Source organism: Rhodanobacter sp. ANJX3 (genome assembly GCF_014200755.1).
In the GTDB taxonomy this organism is placed as follows: Bacteria; Pseudomonadota; Gammaproteobacteria; order Xanthomonadales; family Rhodanobacteraceae; genus Rhodanobacter.
The window spans coordinates 15,580-35,632 of sequence record NZ_JACHCM010000011.1 but is presented as its reverse complement, the minus strand read 5'-3'; the positions used below and the strand labels follow the sequence as shown (position 1 = coordinate 35,632).

General features: G+C 63.6%; 17 protein-coding genes. 12 read left to right on the top strand and 5 right to left on the bottom strand.

Going from position 1 to position 20,053, the window contains the following annotated elements; translation table 11 throughout:
* Positions 1-2: 2 nt before the first annotated feature.
* Positions 3-1,013: a diguanylate cyclase gene (locus HDE76_RS19520; RefSeq protein WP_179482402.1), complete on the top strand. Its 1,011-nt coding sequence runs from the start codon at positions 3-5 to the stop codon at positions 1,011-1,013.
* Between the two features lie 109 nt (positions 1,014-1,122).
* On the opposite strand, the gene HDE76_RS19515 is transcribed toward HDE76_RS19520, so the two are convergent.
* A complete protein-coding gene (locus tag HDE76_RS19515) occupies positions 1,123-3,639 on the bottom strand; it encodes an acyl-CoA dehydrogenase (RefSeq protein ID WP_184510030.1) in 2,517 nt (838 codons plus the stop codon).
* Positions 3,640-3,711: 72 nt separating this feature from the next.
* On the bottom strand, positions 3,712-4,611 hold the full coding sequence (locus tag HDE76_RS19510; RefSeq protein ID WP_184510028.1) for an alpha/beta hydrolase: 900 nt from the start codon (positions 4,609-4,611) through the stop codon (positions 3,712-3,714).
* A 137-nt stretch (positions 4,612-4,748) separates the two neighbouring features.
* Here HDE76_RS19510 and HDE76_RS19505 point away from each other — a divergent pair, with 137 nt between their 5' ends.
* From HDE76_RS19505 to HDE76_RS19485, 5 genes are all read left to right on the top strand, one after another.
* Positions 4,749-5,327, top strand: coding sequence for a TetR/AcrR family transcriptional regulator (locus HDE76_RS19505; RefSeq protein WP_179482408.1), 579 nt, complete (start codon positions 4,749-4,751; stop codon positions 5,325-5,327).
* A 65-nt stretch (positions 5,328-5,392) separates the two neighbouring features.
* Positions 5,393-7,240, top strand: a complete 1,848-nt coding sequence (locus HDE76_RS19500) for a phosphoenolpyruvate carboxykinase (GTP) (protein ID WP_179482410.1) — start codon at positions 5,393-5,395, stop codon at positions 7,238-7,240.
* Between the two features lie 179 nt (positions 7,241-7,419).
* Positions 7,420-7,977, top strand: a complete 558-nt coding sequence (locus HDE76_RS19495) for a sigma-70 family RNA polymerase sigma factor (protein ID WP_179482412.1) — start codon at positions 7,420-7,422, stop codon at positions 7,975-7,977.
* Position 7,978: 1 nt separating this feature from the next.
* On the top strand, positions 7,979-8,428 hold the full coding sequence (locus tag HDE76_RS19490; RefSeq protein ID WP_179482414.1) for a hypothetical protein: 450 nt from the start codon (positions 7,979-7,981) through the stop codon (positions 8,426-8,428).
* A gap of 18 nt (positions 8,429-8,446) precedes the next feature.
* A complete protein-coding gene (locus tag HDE76_RS19485; RefSeq protein WP_179482416.1) occupies positions 8,447-9,346 on the top strand; it encodes a DUF4097 family beta strand repeat-containing protein in 900 nt (299 codons plus the stop codon).
* A gap of 110 nt (positions 9,347-9,456) precedes the next feature.
* Here the strand turns inward: HDE76_RS19485 and HDE76_RS19480 are convergent, their stop codons facing one another.
* Positions 9,457-10,371, bottom strand: coding sequence for a hypothetical protein (locus HDE76_RS19480; protein ID WP_179482418.1), 915 nt, complete (start codon positions 10,369-10,371; stop codon positions 9,457-9,459).
* A gap of 273 nt (positions 10,372-10,644) precedes the next feature.
* Between HDE76_RS19480 and HDE76_RS19475 the strand changes: the two genes are divergently transcribed.
* Positions 10,645-13,542 (top strand): EAL domain-containing protein, encoded by a 2,898-nt coding sequence (locus tag HDE76_RS19475; protein WP_179482420.1) that lies wholly within the window; start codon positions 10,645-10,647, stop codon positions 13,540-13,542.
* Between the two features lie 83 nt (positions 13,543-13,625).
* Here HDE76_RS19475 and HDE76_RS19470 read toward each other — a convergent pair whose 3' ends face one another.
* The gene (locus tag HDE76_RS19470; RefSeq protein ID WP_184510026.1) at positions 13,626-14,525 is read right to left on the bottom strand and encodes an Hsp33 family molecular chaperone HslO; all 900 of its coding nucleotides are present in this window, start codon (positions 14,523-14,525) and stop codon (positions 13,626-13,628) included.
* Between the two features lie 128 nt (positions 14,526-14,653).
* Between HDE76_RS19470 and mtgA the strand changes: the two genes are divergently transcribed.
* The 3 genes from mtgA (at position 14,654) to HDE76_RS19455 (ending at position 16,955) form a co-directional block, all read left to right on the top strand.
* The gene (gene mtgA, locus HDE76_RS19465) at positions 14,654-15,394 is read left to right on the top strand and encodes a monofunctional biosynthetic peptidoglycan transglycosylase (protein ID WP_184510024.1); all 741 of its coding nucleotides are present in this window, start codon (positions 14,654-14,656) and stop codon (positions 15,392-15,394) included.
* Between the two features lie 72 nt (positions 15,395-15,466).
* Entirely contained in the window at positions 15,467-16,405 is a 939-nt protein-coding gene (locus HDE76_RS19460) for a glycosyltransferase family 2 protein (RefSeq protein ID WP_179482426.1), read from the top strand.
* A gap of 121 nt (positions 16,406-16,526) precedes the next feature.
* Positions 16,527-16,955, top strand: a complete 429-nt coding sequence (locus HDE76_RS19455) for a CBS domain-containing protein (protein ID WP_179482428.1) — start codon at positions 16,527-16,529, stop codon at positions 16,953-16,955.
* A gap of 9 nt (positions 16,956-16,964) precedes the next feature.
* On the opposite strand, the gene HDE76_RS19450 is transcribed toward HDE76_RS19455, so the two are convergent.
* The gene (locus tag HDE76_RS19450; protein WP_184510086.1) at positions 16,965-18,227 is read right to left on the bottom strand and encodes an MFS transporter; all 1,263 of its coding nucleotides are present in this window, start codon (positions 18,225-18,227) and stop codon (positions 16,965-16,967) included.
* A gap of 158 nt (positions 18,228-18,385) precedes the next feature.
* On the opposite strand from HDE76_RS19450, the gene HDE76_RS19445 reads away from it, so the two are divergent.
* Together HDE76_RS19445 and HDE76_RS19440 are read left to right on the top strand one after the other, a co-directional pair.
* A complete protein-coding gene (locus tag HDE76_RS19445) occupies positions 18,386-18,586 on the top strand; it encodes a hypothetical protein (RefSeq protein WP_179482430.1) in 201 nt (66 codons plus the stop codon).
* A gap of 139 nt (positions 18,587-18,725) precedes the next feature.
* Positions 18,726-20,015: a serine hydrolase domain-containing protein gene (locus HDE76_RS19440; RefSeq protein WP_184510021.1), complete on the top strand. Its 1,290-nt coding sequence runs from the start codon at positions 18,726-18,728 to the stop codon at positions 20,013-20,015.
* The last annotated feature ends 38 nt before the right edge of the window (positions 20,016-20,053 follow it).

Here is a 20,053-nt window from a genome sequence, read left to right as displayed (position 1 = left end):
CGATGCCGCCAAAAATTCTCGTTGTAGACGATACCACCGCCAACCTGGTCGCCATGCGCCGACTGCTGGCGCGCTGCGGCGCAGAGATATTCGAGGCGAACAGCGGCAATGCGGCGCTCGCGCTTTGCCTGGATCATCAGTTCGCGCTGATCCTGCTCGACGTCAACATGCCGGACATGGACGGCTTCGAAGTCGCCGCCCTGCTCGGCGAAACCGAACAACTGCGCGAGACGCCGATCATTTTCGTCACCGCCGCCTATGCCGACGACCTTAGCCGACTGAAAGGCTATCGGTCCGGCGCGGTGGATTACGTGGCCAAACCGATCAACGACGTGATCCTGCAATCGAAGGTGCGCGTCTTTCTCGAACTGTATGCCGCGCGCGCCGAACTGGAGCAGGCGCTGACCTCGCTGTCCGAGCGCAACCAGCAGCTCACGGTGGAAATTGCCGAACGCAAACGCATCGAGGCCATGGTGCGCCATCAGGCCAGCCATGACACGCTCACCGGCCTGCCCAACCGCATGCTCTTCCACGATCGCCTGCGTGGCTCGATCCAGCGCGCGCAGCGCCAACGCGGCGGCTTTGCCCTGGCCTGCATCGATATCGACGGCTTTAAAAATGTGAACGACGAGCACGGCCACCCCGCCGGCGACGTGCTGCTGCAGGAAATCGCCGCGCGCCTGCAAAGGCAACTGCGCAGTAACGACACTGTCGCACGGCTCGGCGGCGACGAGTTCGCGCTGATTCTCGAGGACATCGATGACCCGCGGCTGGCCATGCAGTTGTGTCAGTCGCTCTGTGACGCACTGGCCGAGCCCTATGCGTTTTCGATCGGCGAAACCCAAATCACTGCACGTGTGGGCGCCAGCATCGGCGTGGCGCCCTATCTTCATACCGATCGGCAGAACGCCGACGAGCAGCTGATCCAGGCCGCCGACCGCGCCATGTACGAAGCCAAGCGCGCCGGAAAAAGCCGTTGCGTACTGGCCGGCCAGCCTGCGGCAGCCGCCTAAGCGGCGACGTCACGTTCAGCGCTGCTCGAAGACAACAAGCACAAAAAAGCGGCGGGCAGATTCACTGCCCGCCGCTTTTTGACCCTGACTAACGCCAGGTCCTCGCGTCTCAGCCTTCCGCACTTTCCGGCGTGCGCACTTCGGGCTTGCGAATCCATGCGTCGGCCTGCGCCTCGGCCTGACGATCGGCACGCGTCTTGAACGCACGCAGTTCGTCAGTGTGGAAATCGTCCACCGAGATGAACTCGTACAGGCTCTCGCGCACATGCTTGAGCAGCGCCGATTCGGTCGCCGTCAGCACGCCGGCCTTCTCCGCCTCGGCCAGCTGATCGACGTATTCCAGCGACTTGAACTGGCCACTCTTCTGCGCCTTGGCAAACTTGCGATCGACCGGCTCGGCCAGAATCACTTCCGGCAGCAGCGCGTTCAGACGGCCAACCACGTTATTGGGCGTCGGGGTGAGATAGACGTACTCCAGCAGGTGATCGCGCGCCTCGCTCGGCCCGGTGATCAAGGCGGCGACGCGGCGGCCCAGACGATCGGACGGCGGTACTTCGCGACGGCCGAACGGAAACACCAGGGCACGCAGCAGCCATGCCACGGGACGCACAGGGAAGTTGCGGATCGCGCCGTCCAGCGCGGTCTGCGTGCGCCACATGCACTCGTGGAACGCCCAGGCCAGCAACGGGCGATCGGATTCCGGACGACCGCTGTCCTCGTAATGCTTGAGCATGGCGCTGGCGATATAAATATTGCTCAGCACGTCGCCCAGACGGGCCGACAGCTTCTCCTTGAATTTCAGCTTGCCGCCCAGCACGCCCATGAAGACATCGGCGCACAGCGCCAGCGCGGCCGAGTAGCGGTCGAGCTTGCGGTAATAGCGACGGGTATAAGCGTCGCCGGCGCTTTCGCCCAGGCGCGACCCGGTCAGCCCCAGCACCAGGCTGCGTACGGCATTGGACACGCCGAAGCCCAGGTGACTGAAAAGGAGGCGATCGAAGGTTTTCAGCTGTTCGCTGCGGTCGGCGATCGCCAGCGCCTGCATTTCCTTCAGTACGTAAGGGTGGCAGCGAATCGCGCCCTGACCGAAGATCATCAGGCTGCGCGTCATGATGTTGGCGCCTTCGACCGTGATGGCGATCGGCACGGCCTGGAACGAACGGCCGGCGTAATTCTTGGGCCCCATCTGCACGCCTTTGCCGCCGAGCACGTCCATGGTGTTGGCGGCGACCTCGCGGCCCCACTCGGTGGCATGGTATTTCGCGATGGCCGACGTGACCGCCGGCTTTTCGCCACGGTCGACCGCGGCCGCGGTCGACTTCGACAGCGCCGCCGTGGCGTAGGTCAGGCCGCCGATGCGCGCCAGCGCCTCTTCGACGCCCTCGAAGCGGGCGATCGACAGGCCGAACTGCTTGCGGATACGCGCATAGGCGCCCGTGGCAGCGACCGCACCGCGGACGGCGCCGGTAGCGCTGGACGGCAGCGAAATCGCGCGACCCACCGACAGGCATTCCACCAGCATGCGCCAGCCGTGACCGGCCATGTGCGGACCACCGATCAGCGTGGACATCGGCACGAACACGTCCTTGCCTTGCACCGGACCGTTCTGGAACGGCACGTTCAGCGGGAAATGACGGCGGCCGATCTGCAGGCCCGCAGTGGCACGCGGCAGCAGCGCCAGCGTGATGCCCAGGTCTTCCTTCTCACCGAGCAGATGCTCGGGATCGTACATGCGGAAGGCCAGGCCGACCACGGTGGCGATCGGCGCCAGCGTGATGTAGTGCTTGTTGAACGTGAGCTTCAGACCGAGCGTCTCGACGCCGTCGACGGTCTGCTTGCAGACGATGCCGTAGTCGGGCAGCGATGTGGCATCGGAGCCGGCGTAGGGACCGGTCAATGCAAAGCACGGAATATCTTCGCCCACCGCGAGACGCGGCAGATAGTGGTTCTTCTGCTCGTCGCTGCCGTAATGCAGCAGCAGCTCGGCCGGCCCGAGGGAATTGGGCACAGCCACCGTCGAAGCCACCGTCGAGGAGATGGTCGACAGCTTCTGCAGCACCGCCGAATGCGCCAGCGCGGAAAACTGTAGACCGCCGTACGACTTCGGAATGATCATGCCGAAGAATTTGTTCTTCTTGATGAAGTCCCACACGTTCGGCGGCAGATCCGCCAGCTCGTGGGTGATCTGCCAGTCGTCGAGCATGCCGCAAAGCTCTTCCACCGGACCGTCCATGAACGCCTGCTCCTCCACGCTCAGCACCGGCTTGGGCTGCCTCATCAGCACGCTCCAATCGGGCTTGCCGGAGAACAGCTCGCCCTCGAACCCGATCGTGCCGGCTTCCAGCGCCGTCTGCTCGGTGTCGGAAAGCTTCGGCGTGACCTTGGCGAAGGTTTTCAGGATCGGCGCCGTGATGTTGCGGCGACGGAAGCTCACCATCAGCAGCGGTACCGCGATGGCCAGCTCGATGATCAGCAGGATCACCATGGTGCCGATGGCGCCCGAGAACAGCCCGACCACGAACGTCGCGGCCAACGTGGCGATCGCCCACGTGCGCAGGCTGGTACGGTGATATGCGCAGGCACCGGTAGCAATCAGCGCCGCCAGAATGGTCAGTAACACGGACATGTCAACACCTCATCACGGTTGAACAGCACCGGCGATTTGCCGGTTATCGGGTCGATCCAGCTTTTTCGTCGTTCAATGCACTTGCAGATTCGCTTTCGACTCGGCTGGACCGCACCGGGTCAAATCTTGCACAAACCGCGTCACTTCACGCGTGAAGGCATCATTGGCATCGCCCGCCACCATGTGCGTGGCCTGGGCGATTTCCACGTGCCGCGCGTGCGGTACCCGCAGCAGAAACTCGTTGACGGTATCGCTCGAGACTACGTCGCTGCGTGCGCCGGAAAGCAGCAATACCGGTACATCGATTTTCGACGTTGCCGCCAGCAGACGAGGCTGGTAGCGCTCGCTATCGTTCACCACGCCGGCGAGCAGGGCCGGATCCCAGTGCCAGCGAAGCCGGCCGTCGGTGCCCTGGCGCAACAGCGGTCGAAGCTGTTCCTCGGTCTTGCGCTCGCGACGCTGTGGCAGGTAACCGGCGATTTTGTCCGCCGCTTCGGCGTAATCGGCGAACCCTTCGGGGTGCGCCTTCATAAACCCAAGAATGCGTTCGACCCCGGCCGGCTCCCAGCGCGGTGTGATATCGACCAGCACCAGCGCGCGAAACGGCGACGGCCTGACTTCTCCAGCCACCAGCATGCCTATCAATCCGCCCATCGACGCGCCGACCAATATCGGCGGCTCGGGCTGGGCCTTGCTGAGGCGGATCAAGTCATCGGCAAATTGCTCCATGCGGTACGCGCCGTCAGCTACCCGATCACTCTGCCCGTGGCCGCGGCAATCGAAAGTCACGCAGCGGCAGCCTTCCTTCGCCAAGGCCGCTGCCGCGCCGTACCAGGCACCGCGGGTTTGCCCGAAGCCGTGGGAAAAAAGCAGCGCCGGCCGGCCATCCGGGTTATGCGTTTCCACCGCCAGCTCGAGATCAGCAACGGGGAAACGGCTCAACTCGACGGCGGTGGTATTCTGGGCAACCATACGGAAGAGTATGGGCTGACTCGGCAAGCGCCGTCAATACGCCGGCTTGCCGTACCCGCGTGGCCATTGACGCGGTTTTTTCGCCGTTTGCGCCGGCACCGCATTACAAACGCGGGACGTGTGGCTACCATGCTCGCATGAACGTCGCGATCAAACCCGAACGTACCCGCCTTTCCGCCGAGGATTGGGAGCTAGCCGCGCTGCACCTGATTGCCGAACAGGGCGTGGGCGCCCTGGCGGTCGAGGCGCTGGCGCGGCAGCTTGGTGTGACCAAGGGCAGCTTTTACTGGCACTTCCGCACGCGCGAAGCGCTGCTCAACGCCGCGCTGGAGCGCTGGGAGCAGTACGGCGAGCGCGAGGTGATCAACCAGATCGAGCAGATCGCGGACCCGCGCAAGCGTCTGCCGGAACTGTTTCGCCGCGTGGCGCACGAGCTGCAGCCCCATCGCGTTTACGCCGCCCTGCTCAAGGCGCTCGATCACCCGCAGGTGGTCCCGGTGATGGCGCGCGTATCGCAGCGGCGGATGGAGTTTCTCACCACCGCCTACAGCGAGGCCGGCCTGCCCTCGCCCGAAGCGCTCAACCGCGCCCGATTGACCTACGCCGCCTATGTCGGCTTTCTGCAGCTGAACTTCACGCTGGGCCTGCCGCGCATCAACCATGAAGAGTTCGACGCCTATGTCGAGCACATGATCGCCACGCTGATCCCAGCGTAATCCGCATCGCCCCATGCGGGCGGTGTATCGCCTGCGCTGAGTGCATTGTTGCGATACGCCTTGCAATGCCAATCTCTGCAAACTACCGTTTCCGCTCTGAATTCACGCAAGACCAGAGAGGGACACCGATGGCGAGCTCGCTCGAATCACTGCAGCAGTGGGTAAACGACGTGGCCGCACTGACCCGCCCCGAGCGGGTGCATTGGTGCGACGGTTCGGACGCCGAATATCGATCCCTGGTACAGCAAATGCTGCGGACCGGCGAGCTGATCGAGCTGAACCAGCGGACGCATCCCGGCTGTTATCTGCATCGATCCAGTCCGTCGGACGTGGCGCGTGTGGAGCACTTGACCTTCGTCTGCCACACCGACCGGCAGGACAGCGGACCGAACAATCACTGGATGGCGCCGGCCGACGCACACGCTAAGATGAACGCGCTGTTCGACGGCTGTATGGTCGGCCGCACGCTTTACGTGATTCCCTACTGCATGGGTCCGATCGATTCGCCGCTGGCGCGTTGCGGCGTGGAGATCACCGACAGCCCCTATGTCGTCGCCAACATGCGCATCATGACCCGCATGGGTGTCGCCGCGCAGGCGCGCATCGAGCGCGAGGGACACTTCGTCAAAGGCCTGCACTCCACGGGTGAACTCGATCCCGATCGCCGCTTCATCATGCACTTTCCCGAAGAGCTTTCGATCCAGTCGTACGGCTCCGGCTACGGCGGCAACGCGCTGCTGGGCAAGAAGTGCCACGCGCTGCGCATCGCCAGCAATCAGGCGCATACGGAAGGCTGGCTGGCCGAACACATGCTGATCGTCGGCATCGAAAATCCGCAGGGAGAAACGCACTACATCGCCGCCGCCTTTCCATCCGCCTGCGGAAAGACCAACCTCGCCATGTTGATTCCGCCGGAAGGCTATCGCCAGAACGGCTGGAAGGTCTGGACGATCGGGGACGATATTTGCTGGATGCGACCAGGCGACGATGGACGCCTATACGCCATCAACCCCGAGGCCGGTTTTTTCGGCGTGGCCCCGGGCACCAGCGACAGCAGCAATCCCAATGCGCTGGCCACCATTGCGCACGACACCATCTATACCAACGTGGCAGTAACGGCCGACAACCAGCCGTGGTGGGAAGGCCTGCCGGGTACCCCGGTCACCGACTGGCAGGGCCGCCCCTACGACCCTGCCAACGGCCCTGCAGCGCACCCGAATTCGCGTTTCACCGTCAGCGCCAAACAGTGCCCGACCTGGTCGGACAAAGCCGAGGCGCCGCAGGGCGTGCCGCTGAGTGCGATCGTGTTCGGCGGCCGTCGCCCCTCGCTGCTGCCGCTGGTGATGGAGGCTCGCGACTGGACGCATGGCGTGCTGATGGGCGCGGCGATGGGTTCGGAAACCACGGCGGCGGCGACCGGCGAGGTGGGCGTGCTTCGCCGCGATTCGATGGCGATGAAACCCTTCTGCGGCTATCACTACGGCGATTATTTTGCGCACTGGCTGTCGTTCCACCGGGCCGGTGCCAAGCTGCCGAAAGTTTTCCACGTGAACTGGTTCCGCAAAAGTACGGACGGCAAGTTCCTGTGGCCGGGCTTTGGCGACAACCTGCGCGTGTTGCAGTGGATGATCGATCGCGTCGAAGGCCGCGTTACCGGTGTCGAGACCGCTATCGGCACGCTGCCGCAGGTCGGCGAACTTCATCTGGACGGTCTGAAAATCGATAGCGCCAGTCTCGAAACACTGCTCGAGGTCGACAACGGCGCCTGGCGGGATGAACTCGCCGCAATCGGCGACTATCTCGATACGTTTGCGCCGCGCCTGCCCGACGCTCTGCGAGACGAGCAACAGCGTGTGGCACTCGCCCTGACCGCGGCAGTCGAACAGCCACGTCGAAAAGCGGCATCATCGTGAACATCTGAGTCCTGGGGCGCGGTCGGTGGACGTTTACGAGCTCACGCGGAAACTGCGCCAAGGCGAGAGAGCGCACAGTGCGGGGCACGCATCACGTGCAGCTCGATTCAAACCCTTCTGCGCCCGGATGCATCCAAGCTGGCAAGATGACCCTCGCCAGCCACGCCATTGGACTTTTCATGTCACCCGTCGCCACTGCGGTAGCCAACGACAGTGACGACGTTCGCGCAGCAGCAGGCGGTGACCGGCGCGCGTTCCAGCGGCTGTATCACCTGCATGTTGGCCGCGTGCATGGCGCGGTTTTTCGACTCGCCGGCTATGACCACGCCCGAGCGGAAGATCTGACCCAGGACGCTTTCGTGCGCGCCTGGCAGAAATTGCCGGATTTTCGCTACGAAAGCGCTTTCGGTACTTGGCTGTACCGGCTCGCCGTGAATGTCGCACTGATGGACATTCGCGCGCGCGGCGCAGATCCGGTGAGCATGGTCGACGACGAACACCTGCCCGATCCCGGTCAGACGCCGTTCTGCGCAGCCGAACGCGAGGAGTTGGAACGCGCCATCGCGCTGCTTCCGCCGCGAGCCCGCGCGGTACTAGTGCTGCACGATATCGAAGGCTGGCGACATGAAGATATCGGCAACGAGCTGGGCATGGCCGTGGGTACGTCCAAAGCACAACTGCACCGCGCTCGCGGTCTGCTACGCAAAATGCTGGGATCCGCTGATGCGGGAGAGTGATATGAACGAATTTGAATGGCGTCGACAAATGCGGGACCTGCGCCAGCCGCTGGCGCCGCGTCAGGATCTGTGGGCGTCGATCGACGCCGCGCTGGGCGACGCCGAATCCACCGCAGCCGGTGATGCGCCCACAGCGACAACGCCATCGGGAAGCCGACGGCGCTGGCTGATCGCCGCCAGCTTTGCCGCGTCGGTGGCGCTGGCCGGCGCCATTGGATGGCATGCCAGAAACGCAACCATGACAACGCCGGTCGCCAGCGCGCCTTCGGTGCAAAACTGGAAGCCCGCCGATCCCCGACTGGCGGGTGCGGCAACTCAGCTGAATGCGGCTCGCATGGAGCTGCAGCAGGCGATGCAACAGGCGCCCCATTCGTCGGCGCTGCAGCGTCTGCTTATCCAAACCGAGCGTCAACAAAGCCAGCTGCGTCAGCTGGCCAGCGACGCGGGTTGATCAACACCTGGACTAACTATGAAAACCGCACGCTACATTCCCCTGCTGCTATGCCTCTGCGTCGGTCGAGCATTGGCCGAAACGCCGATCAACCTGCACCATGAAGCCAGCCCCACCGTCCGCGTCAGCGTGAGCAACGTGGCAGGCGATGTGACGATCAGCGGCTGGGATCGCAATGAGGTGCAGGTCACCGGCCAACTCGGCGACGGCAGCAAGCCGCTGGCGATCACCGGCAGCAATGGCGATCTCTCGATAAAGGTCGAACCGCAGGGTGGCTCCGGCTGGCTCAACTGGAGCAGCGACAGCAGGATGTCGCCGAGTACGCTGGAACTGCATGTGCCCAAGGCCGCCGCGCTGGATGTCAATGTCGTCAGCGCAGCGGTGGTCCTCGATGGGCTGGACGGCGGCAGTATCCAGATCGACAGCGTCAGCGGCCGGGCGCGCATCAGCGCACGCACGCCGTCGCTCAAGGTGAACAGCGTCAGCGGCAATATCGAGTTGAGTGGTCATGCCGACACGGCCGGGCTGCAGACGGTCAGCGGCGACATCCTTGCACCGACACTCGGCAACGAGGCGAAACTGGAGACCATTTCCGGTCATATCCAGGCCAGCGGCGGCCCCTGGAAAAAATTCACATTGAGCACGGTATCTGGCGATGTCCAGTTGTCCGGCGGCATCGCTCCCGACGGCAGCCTCGGCATCGACAGCATGAGCGGCGATGTGCTGCTGCAACTACCCGCGACGGTCGCCGGTTCGCTGCATGCCAGCAGCTTCAGCGGCGATCTGCGCAGCGATTTCGGCACGCCGGAGAAAGCCGAGCACGGACCCGGCAGTAGCCTGGACGTGCATCTGGGCAGCGACGGCGGCAAGATCAATGTCGAAACGTTCAGCGGCGATCTGCGCATCCGAAAGAATTGATGCCGGTCGCGTCGGCCCGATTCGTTCCCCTTCAACACCAACGAAAACGCCGTCGCATAGGCGACGGCGTCATCGAGATCACCAAGTCACATCGGCTGGCTGCCGGACGATCAGAGATCCTGGTGGTATTGCACATAGGGCGTGCGCGACTGATCCGGTTCGGGGCCTACCGGAGTATTCGTCGACGTGCCGGACGACCAGAGGTTTTGCGCGCCCACGCTCAGCTGGCCGCGCCACGGCAATCGCCAGGTGACGCCCAGATCGATACTGTTCCAGCGACGGTCAGGGGCGATATTGCCACCGGGAACACCGACCTGAGGCTCCATCGTACGGCCGATCAGCATGCCGCTCAGCGAACCGTGATCCACGCCGAAGCTCAACGCTTTCTGATCCAGCGTATTCACCCCCAGCAGGTTACCCGGCAGCAGATGGATGCGGCCTACGCTGGCACCCAGATCGATGCCGCTGGTACTGCCCAACGCCAGGCGACCGCGCGCGTTGACCTGAGAGCTGCTGTCGAAGCTCGATAGGCCATCCACGCCCGCTGCCGCACTAGGAAGTATGCGTGGCAAGGTCGCGCTGCTGTCCTGCGTGCTGTTGGCGCCCACGCTGAGGCCCAGACTGTAACGGCCGGCGTTGTAGGTAGCCCCGACTTCGCTGCCGATGATACGGATTGGCTGGTTGACCCAGGTCCGCTGACTGACTTCGGCGTTGGCCTGAAGATTGGGCGCCAGGCCATATTGCAGACCGGTCGAGTTGACGCTGGCCGCATCGACCACGTGAAACGACAACAGGGTGCTGCTGCGCAGCGCATCGGCGCCGCTTGCCTGGTCGGCCTTCAGAGCGAGCAAATGCCCGTTGGAACCCAGCCACAGCGGGACCGATACGCCAGCGCCCACCGGAGCCATCTGCGCCGGCTGCTGTGAAAGCAACTGCTGGGCCGTCGCGTCGTCGCCGACCGCAGACTGCCCGGCCGCGGCGAGCGGCAGCAGAAGCATCAGCAGGGGCGAATAAAGTCGGCGCATCGGCTTGTCTGGGCAACGTTTCCGAATGAATGTCTTGAGTGGTCAGTATAACTCAACTTTACAAATAACTAACACCGTTGATCAGGCCAAACATTCCCCACCAGCTCAAGAAAAAGCAGTTTCAGGCCCCTGAAGGACCTTGGAAGGTTATGAGTGTTCCCCGTGCGTCAACAATGCTGGCTACCAAGCCAACTTACGCGATATAAGCTTACACAAGAAAATAACGTACCGATACCTCGATCCACAAGCGCGGCCCGGAAGCGATCACGTCGCATGAGCGTCACACCCACGACCCGCCCGTCCCTGCCATTTTTAGTGGTGCGGGATCTTGCGTCCCTGCGTTACGCGGTCGAAAAGCTGTTCGACGCGGTCGACGCGGCCGGCGTGATGGAGATCTGCGAGCGGATGATGCTCAGCCTGGGCGTCGAGGGACGGCTACGCTGGCGGCCGAAGGACGAGCAAGCGGCTGCGGAAACTCAGCTCGACCTGGCGCAAGACCCGCAAGGCGACCGCGTCATGACGCTGGAATGGGACGGCAGGCCACTGCTGGACGGCGTGCGGGAACAGCTGGCATGGCTGGGTCGACTGGGCAATACACGCCTGCGCCAGCTGGCCGAAACCAGCCGTTTGTACGAGGCCATTTCTCGGCTCGCACTGGCCGAACGATTGCAGCGGGCGCTGTACGCCATTGCCGAGCAGGCCGGCGCCGAGCACGACATGCCGGAAATGATGCGCTCGCTGCACGCGATCGTCAGCAGCCTGATGTATGCCGAGAACTTTTACATCGTGCTGCACGACGCCACGAGCGACACCATACGGTTCCCCTACTACGTCGACACGGTCGATACCGATCCGCCGCCGCCCGATCAGGACATGCCGCTGCAGGAGGTGCTGCACAGCCTGACCTGGAATCTGCTGCAGGAGGGTCGCCCGATGATGGGCTCGACTGAGGAGCTGGAGCGACAGTTCGGCGAACGATTCGTGCTGGTGGGCCCCCGCTGCGAGCATTGGCTGGGCGTACCGCTGCTGCGCGCGGGGCGCGTCGTCGGCGGCATCGTGGTGCAGAGCTATCGCGCGGATACGCATTATTCGCGGCACGACCTGGAGCTGCTGAACTACGTGGCACAGCACGTACAGACCGCGCTGGAGCGGCGCGAGGCGCATCTGGAGCTGGGCCGGAGGGTGACCGATCGCACGGCAGCGCTGCGCGAAGCCAACCGCGTGCTGCGTCAGCAGGTGCTGCAGCGCCAGCGCGGTGAACGTCTGCAGGCCGCGCTGTTCCGTATTGCCGAACTGGCCAATACCCCGATCAGTCTGGACAATTTCTACGCCGCCGTACATCAGGCCATCAGCGGCCTGCTCTACGCGCGTAATTTCTATATCGCGCTGGTCGATGAGGAAACCAACGAGCTGACCTTTCCCTATTCGGTCGATGAAGTCGACAACGTGCGGCCATCGCGCGCGCACGGCCGCGGCGCCACGGAATATGTGCTGCGCCGCGGGCGGCCGCTCCTGGCATTCCCTACCGACATCGATCGACTGGTCGAGGCCGGTGAAATCGCCCACTTCGGCACGCGCTCGGTCTGCTGGCTTGGCGTGCCGCTGGTCTGGGGCGACAAAGTGATGGGCGTGCTCGCGCTGCAAAGCTATTCGCTCGAACACAACTATCACGAGCGCGACCAGGAACTGCTGACCTTCGTCAGCTACCACATCGCCAACGCGCTGCAGCGGCGCTACGCCGATTCATCGCTGAAACAGGCGTATGCGGGGCTGGAGCGACGCGTCACCGAACGCACCCGCGCGCTGGCGCTGGCCAATCGCGATTTACGCGAACAAATCGCCGAGCGCGAGCGCGTCGAGCGGCGGCTGAAGTACGAAACCCTGCATGATTCGCTCACTGGCCTGCCCAATCGCACCCTGCTGCTACAGCGGCTGGAACAGGCGATGCAGCGCTATACCGCCAATCCGGCCGAACAATTCGCCGTACTCTTTATCGATCTGGACCGCTTCAAGGTGATCAACGATTCGGTCGGGCACCTGGTCGGCGACGATCTGCTGTTCCAGGTCGGCGGCCGCATCCGCGCCTGCCTGAAAACCCGCGATGTGGTCGCCCGCCTCGGCGGCGATGAGTTTGCCGTGCTGCTCGAGGGCATCGCCGACACCAGCAAGGCGATGGTCGTCGCCGAGCGCATCATCGTCGAACTGCAGACGCCGTTCCGGCTGGGGACCAAGGAAATCTTCACCTCGGCCTCGATCGGCATCACCCTTTCCAGCCCGCACTACAAGCAGCCCGAAGAGCTGCTGCGTGACGCCGATGCAGCGATGTACAACGCCAAGGACGGTGGCCGCCATCGCGCCGCGATGTTCGACGAGCGGCTGCGACGCCAGGCGCTGTCGCTGCTGGACATGGAGAGCGACCTTCGCCATGCGCTCAGCCGTAACGAATTCGTGCCGTTCTACCAGCCGATCGTGGAACTGGCCGATGGCCGGGTCGCCGGCTACGAGGCGCTGCTGCGCTGGCACCATCCGCAGCGCGGCCTGCTGCTGCCGCAGGACTTTTTGCTGATTGCCGAAGACTGCGGCTGCGCCGAGGCGATCGACTGGCATATCTTCGAGCAGGTATGCAAACAGGGCATGAAGCTGATCGGTGCCGATGGTTTCATCAGCATCAACGTCTCGGGCCGGCACTTCCGCTCACCGGACCTGGATCAAAAGCTGCTTGCGCTGTTCGATCGTTACGCCGTACCCACGCACTGCATTCGTATCGAGGTCACCGAGCGTGCGCTGCTGGAAAATCCGAACCAGGTGAAGCAGATGCTGCAGAACCTGCGCAGCCACGGCGTCGGCATTGCACTGGATGATTTCGGCACCGGTTACTCGTCGTTGAGCTATCTGCACCAATATCCGTTCGAGACGCTGAAGATCGATCGATCCTTCATCACCGAACTGCCGGCGGACGATCAGGAAACTCAGGGCCTCGCCCTGGTTCGCGCAATCCAGGTGCTGGCCGATTCGCTGCAGATGAAGGTGATCGCCGAAGGCATCGAGGAAGAATCGCAGCGACAGGCGTTGATGAAAGTCGGCTGCCGCTATGGCCAGGGCTTCCTGTTCGCCGCCGCTCAGGCCGCCGAAACGTGGCTTGGCTCGGTCACGCCGCCGCGACCGAATTGATCGGTCGATCGACGGCGCTGCGAAAGGCACGCGGCCAGCGCCGCTCGACGTGTTGAGTACCCCGGATCAAGCCAACCCGATGGCTATTGTGCCGTATCCGGGGTACTCAACACGGGGCTCTCGCTGAGCAGGTGCTCGGCGTCGATACGGTCGAACAGGTAGCGCTGCGCGCAGAACTCGCAGATCACTTCGATCTCGCCATCGCGCGCTTCCAGCGCGGCCTCCACCTCCTCGCGGCCCAGCGAACGCAGCATCGCCGTGACACGCTCCCGACTGCAGCTGCAGCCGAAGGCGAGAGGGCGCGATTCAAACAGTCGAACCGACTCTTCGTGATACAGCCGATACAGCAGCTCCGCGGGCGCCGTGGCGAGCAGTTCTTCCGTGCCCAACGTAGCGGTGAGCTGGACCACGCGATTCCACGCGTCCGCGTCGTGAGACGCGTCGCGGCCGCCTTCATCGGGAACCTTTTGCAGCATCAGGCCGACGGCATAGTCGCCGCTGGTGGCCAGCACGATCCGCGCCGGCAGTTGTTCGGATTGAACGAAGTAATTTTCCAACGCGTCGGCCAAGCTCGCGTGCTGCAGATCCACTAGGCCCTGATAGCGCTGGCCGCGCTCCACATTGCCGATGGTGATCGCCATGATGGCTTCGGGCAGCGCCTGCAGCTGCAGCGGCTCGGGCAGCGGATCGTTCCAGCGAGCGAGGCCGCGCAGGCTGCCCTGGTCATTGCATTCGGCAAACAGCAGGCGAAGCGCACCGGTGCTTTTCAACTCGATCGACAGCGCGCCATCGAGCTTGATGTTGCCGGTAAGCAGCGCGCTGGCGGCCAGCGCTTCACCCAGCACCGCGTGTAGCGCCGGCGGATACTGCGCACGGCCGGCCACCTCGCGCCATGCCGGGCCCAATCGGACCAGCGCGCCGCGAATGCCTGCGTGCTCCAATAGAAACCGGTAAAGAACATCGTCGACTGGCAGCTTTTCCAAAACGGTGGTCCTCGTGAGATCGAAGTATCGGGGCTGCGCGAGCCGCACCGACAACGCTTTCAAATGGGGGCGCGGACGCTGGGGAACAACGCCCTTATACTCGCTGGACTTCCGATAGCGTGTCGCCCATGTCCGAGTTTTCCCGACGATCTCCGCTGCGTCGCCTGCTGCGCCTCCTGGCGATCGTCGCACTGGCCTGGTTCGGTGTGACGTGGCTGATGGTGCTGATGCTGCGCTTTATACCGCCGTGGACATCGGCCGTGATGGTGGAACGCCAGATCGGCGCATGGGTGCATCACGAGCCGAATTTTCATCTGCGCCATCGCTGGGTGCCGTGGAGCCAGATATCGCCGTGGGTTCCGCTGGCGATGGTGGCTGGCGAGGATCAGAAGTTTCCCTACCACCACGGCTTCGATTTCGACTCGATCCACAGCGCCATCGACGAGGCCGACGACGGCGGCCGACTGCGCGGCGCCAGCACGATCAGCCAGCAGACGGCAAAAAATCTGTTCCTTTGGAACGGGCGCAGCTTTGTGCGCAAGGGGCTTGAGGCGTATTTCACCTTGCTGATCGAAATGACCTGGCCCAAACAGCGCATTCTGGAGGTGTACGCCAACATCGCCGAGCTGGGCGACGGGGTTTATGGCGTCGGCGCCGCCAGCGACGCGTTTTTTCATACGGTGCCTGCGCGGCTCGGCCCGTCGCAAGCCGCGCGCCTGGCGGCCGTGCTGCCCAGCCCGCGGCGCCTGCATGCCGACCAGCCCAGCGCGTACGTGCTGCGCCGCGCCGGCTGGATCGAACAGCAGATGAGCCAGCTCGGCGGACCAGGCTATATCGAAGGCAAGGCGCCGCCGCACGCTAAGCGCTGAGCGTCTCCTCAACCTATTCGCCTGATCGACGCTACTTGGTTAGCATGGCGCATCCCTTCCCCGGCGCCTGCCATGCCGCAACTCACCGTTGTTGTTCCCGCGTACAACGAATCGGATGTGCTGACGACTTTTCATCAGCGCCTGAGCAAGGTGCTGGACGGTCTCGCTCTGGATTGCGACGTGCTCTACGTGGATGACGGCAGCAAGGACGACACCTGGTCCATCATCGAGCGCCTGGTCGCGAGCGATCCACGCGCCGGCGCGCTCAAGCTCTCGCGTAATTTCGGCAAGGAGGCGGCGATGACGGCCGGCCTCGACCACGTGACGGCCGATGCCGCTGTGGTGATCGACTCCGACCTGCAGGACCCGCCCGAGCTCATTCCGGCCTTGGTGGAACAGTGGCGCGCCGGCTTTGACGTCGTCTACGCGACGCGCAGCGCGCGCGCCGGCGAAACACGCTTCAAGCGATTCACTGCAGCGGCGTTCTATCGCAGCATGAACAAGCTATCGGATACTGCGATACCTCGAGACACCGGCGACTTCCGCCTGCTGTCGCGACGCGCCCTCGATGCGCTGGCCCAGATGCGCGAACGCCAACGTTTCATGAAAGGGCTTTTCAGCTGGATCGGCTACAAGCAGACCGCCGTGCGTTACCTGCGCGACCCTCGCCAGGCCGGTATCACCAAGTGGAATTACTGGCGGCTGGCGCAACTGGCGATCGAGGGCATCACCTCGTTTTCCACCGCACCGCTGCGGCTGGCCACCTGGGTCGGCGTCGCGTCCGCCGGCTTTGCCTTCGTCTACGGTTTCTTCGTGCTGATCCGCGCGCTGTTCTACGGCGATGTGGTGCGCGGCTACCCTACGCTGATACTGGTCATTCTGTTCCTCGGCGGAGTGCAGCTGCTGGCGCTTGGCGTGATCGGCGAATACCTGGGGCGCAACTACGCCGAGAGCAAGCGGCGCCCGCTGTATTTCATCGAAGAACACCGGCCGCCGCGACAGTCGAGCTGAACCACCGCGATGAACGGCAAGCGCGCACTTTCAACCGGCTTCGGCAGGTCACTACCGCCCGTCATGGCGCCGCAGTAGACTCGCTGAACTCGGCCCGTCCGGGCCTGCAGGAGACCCCGTCATGCACCAGGTCCGACATCTGCTCGAAAGCAAGGACAGCACGATTTTCACCATTGCGCCGGACGCCCCGGTGCTCGACGCGATCAAGCAAATGGCCGAGCACCGCGTGGGCGCGCTGCTGGTGATGCGGGGCGAGCATCTGCTGGGCATCGTGTCGGAACGCGATTACGCGCGTAAAGTGATCCTGCAGGGGCGTTCGTCGGCCGCCACGGCCGTCTCCGACATCATGCACAGCGAACCGCTTACGGTAAGTCTGGATACCGACGTATTCGACTGCATGCGCCTATGCACCGACAGCCGCGTTCGCCATTTGCCCGTGGTCAAGGACGGTGCTGTGGTCGGCGTGATTTCGATCGGCGATCTGGTAAAGGCGGTCATCGACGCGCAGGCCGAGCAGATCGAACACCTGCAGCGCTACATCACCAGCTGAAGATCGGGTTTATTCATCGATGTGCTTTGCTTTCGTCACCTGCTGAGGCGTCTCCGGCGCCAGATCGGCGGACCATCCTGCGCGCCGCGCAACGACAGTGGCGATAGCCGCAACGCCGGTGCCAACCACAGCGAGCCCTGCCACACCCAAACCGAACGCATGCAGGCCATTCACGCCGCTGGTGACCAGCACATCGCCCAGGCGCCAGACGGCCGTCTCGACGAAGTTCTTGCCCTTGTAGCGCGTTTCGCGCGGCACCCGGGTGTACAGCGAATCGACCGCCGGCTTGGTCATGCCATAGGCAAAGCCACGTGTGGTGACAATCATTACCGCCAACACGGATACGCCGTAGCCGAACAGCACGACACCGCCGCCACCGACCCACGCCACGCCGGCGAGCAATGCCACATTGACCAGCGACGCCAGCACCAACCCCCAGCCGGCGCCACGCCGAATCAGCAGCCACGGCGTCAGCGTCAGCTGCAGCAGCGCACCGAGCAGGTTGGTGTAGAGATCCAGATCGTTGTAGAACGACGTACGCGCGACATTGCCGACGATATGCGCCTTGGCGTAGTCGGCCACCAGCGCATAGGCAAGCGTGCCGATGCCGTCACCGAACAGCATCAGCAGCGCCATGTAACGCAGGAACGGCCTCGTCCACAGTTCGCGCACGCCGGCCCAGAGCGAACCGCCCACCGCCTCGTCACCGTGGCTGCCCGGCTGGCGATCGTGCTGCGCGGAAATCGTCAACAGAATGACCAGCGCCAGCCCCAGCGCGACAGCCGACACCACCAGCAGCGGCGCCACGCCGATCCACACCACCAGAAATTTGGTGATCAGCGGACCGAAGATCGCGCCCGCCATGCCGCCCAGCGCAATCAGTGAAAAGACCTTGCGCGCGCGCAGGCTGGAAAAGATGTCGGCCATGAAGCTCCAGAACAGCGACACCACAAACAGATTGAACACGCTGACCCACACGAAAAAGGCGACACCGAGCTGACGCGCTCCGATGCGATCCTGCGCCATGAAGGCCGGCACGAAGGCGAGCAGCGACAGAATGAAAAAGCTGTAGCTCCAACCCAGCAGCTGCCTTCGCGGATAACGAGCAACCAGCAGACCGAAGGCGGGCGTGAACAGCAGCATCACGGCAAACACCACGCCATAGAAAAGCGGGAGCGACGGTGAGCCCACCGCACCGCTGAGTTGATCGCGCACGGGTCGCACGATGTAGTACGACGTCATCACGAAGAAAAACGCCACTGCCGACAGCATCGGTGCGGCGGATTGACCCGCGTCAGGTTTGCCCACAACAGCGTCACGAGATGAGTTCACGGGCTTATCCAGGGCGTTCGCAAAAAGACTAGCACGCGCAGATCGCGCTCCAACGGATATGCGTGAAGGTAGACAGACAAAGCAACGCAAAAACACGCTTGTCGACGCCGCTGTTTCTTTCGGGACGATTGACGCACGTTGGCCAGATGCCGGACGCGCGTGTCGGCTTCGGTGTGGCGATGGCGACGAACCAAGGCCGGCTCTTTATGTCAAAGCTCAAGGCAGAGCGCGCGCGCTCCGAAACAAGGGCGTCCACACAGGGTTCGGCGCCGCGTTACATCGACGCCTTTGCCGGCTAACGCAAAAAACCGTCCTATCCGTTGTGGACTGACATCCAGTGCTAGACAATCAAAGAAATAAGAAGTCGATTCCGACGCCCATACGCGTCATATCATCCAATCGCGGACCGCTCGTTCGCCGCATGAAACCAAAAAAACCATGCCTTTGAAAAAGTGTTTTTTGCTGATCGCGAGCATAGGCGCATTGGCGAGCCCCGCGGTGATCGCCCAGCCTGCCGTCACCGCGCCGCCGAAAGTCGCCACTGGTGCAGCGGTCGAGCAGAACCTGCCGGCTGCACGTATCAAAGACACGCTGGCCGACTATCAACGCTGGCTCGATCGGCTCGCCGAGAGTGACGCAGTGGCTGGCCTGGCGACCGCGGTGGTGATCGATGACAAGGTCGTACTGGAACGCACCGTCGGCTACGCCGACGTGTCGACGCAAAAGCCGATCACACCCGACACCGTATTTCGACTCGCCTCGCTGTCCAAAGCGTTTGCCACCGCGCTGACGGGCCTGCTGGTCCAGGACGGCAAGCTGAGCTGGGATACCAAGCTGGTCGATGTGCTGCCGTACTTCAAGCTCAAGGACGCGCAGGCGAGCGCGCAAGCGACGGTGAGCGACATCCTCGGCCAGCGCCTCGGTCTGCCGCGCAACACCTACGACAGCATGCTCGAAGGCGAGGTGTCCTACGAAGAGCTCGTGCGCAAGCTCGATGAAGTGGACATGGCCTGTGGCGTGGGCCAGTGCTACGGCTATCAGAACGTGGCCTTCGGCATGATCGGCGACATCGTGCTGGCGCGCACCGGCGACTTTTTCTATCGCCTGGTCGACAAGCGCATCTTTTATCCGCTGGGCATGACCACGGCGAGCTACGGCCTGGCTGCGCTGGAATCCAGCCCGAGCTGGGCACGGCCGCACCGACCCTCGGCAAACGGCTGGATCCCGTTCGAGCCCACGGAAACCTATTACCGCGTCGCGCCAGCGGCCGGCGTCAACGCCAGCCTGCACGATATGGAAAAGTGGTTGGCCGCGCAAATGGGCGCACGTCCGGACGTCCTTCCCCAATCCCTGCTCGATGTGCTGCACACACCCGGCGTGGTCACACCGACCGAACTGCGCGCCACACCCTGGCGCAGCGCGCGACTGAAATCCGCGTACTACGCGCTGGGCTGGCGTGTCTACAATTACGGCGGCGAAACGCTGATCTATCACGCCGGCGCCGTGGCCGGCTATCGCACCATGATCGGCTTCTTTCCGAAGTACCGCGCTGGCGTGGTGACTCTGTGGAACTCGACCGGTCCAGTGCCCAGCGGACTCATGCCCATGGTGTTCGACAACCTGCTGGGGCTGCCGCACGTCGATTGGGCGGGCATCGAGAGCGCCACCGCGCCAGGAGCTACAACAAAGAAAAGCGGCAAGCCCCGCAAAGCTCGAAAGCCGCATTGATTCCGCAGCAAATACCAAAAAGAACGGCGCATCTCTGC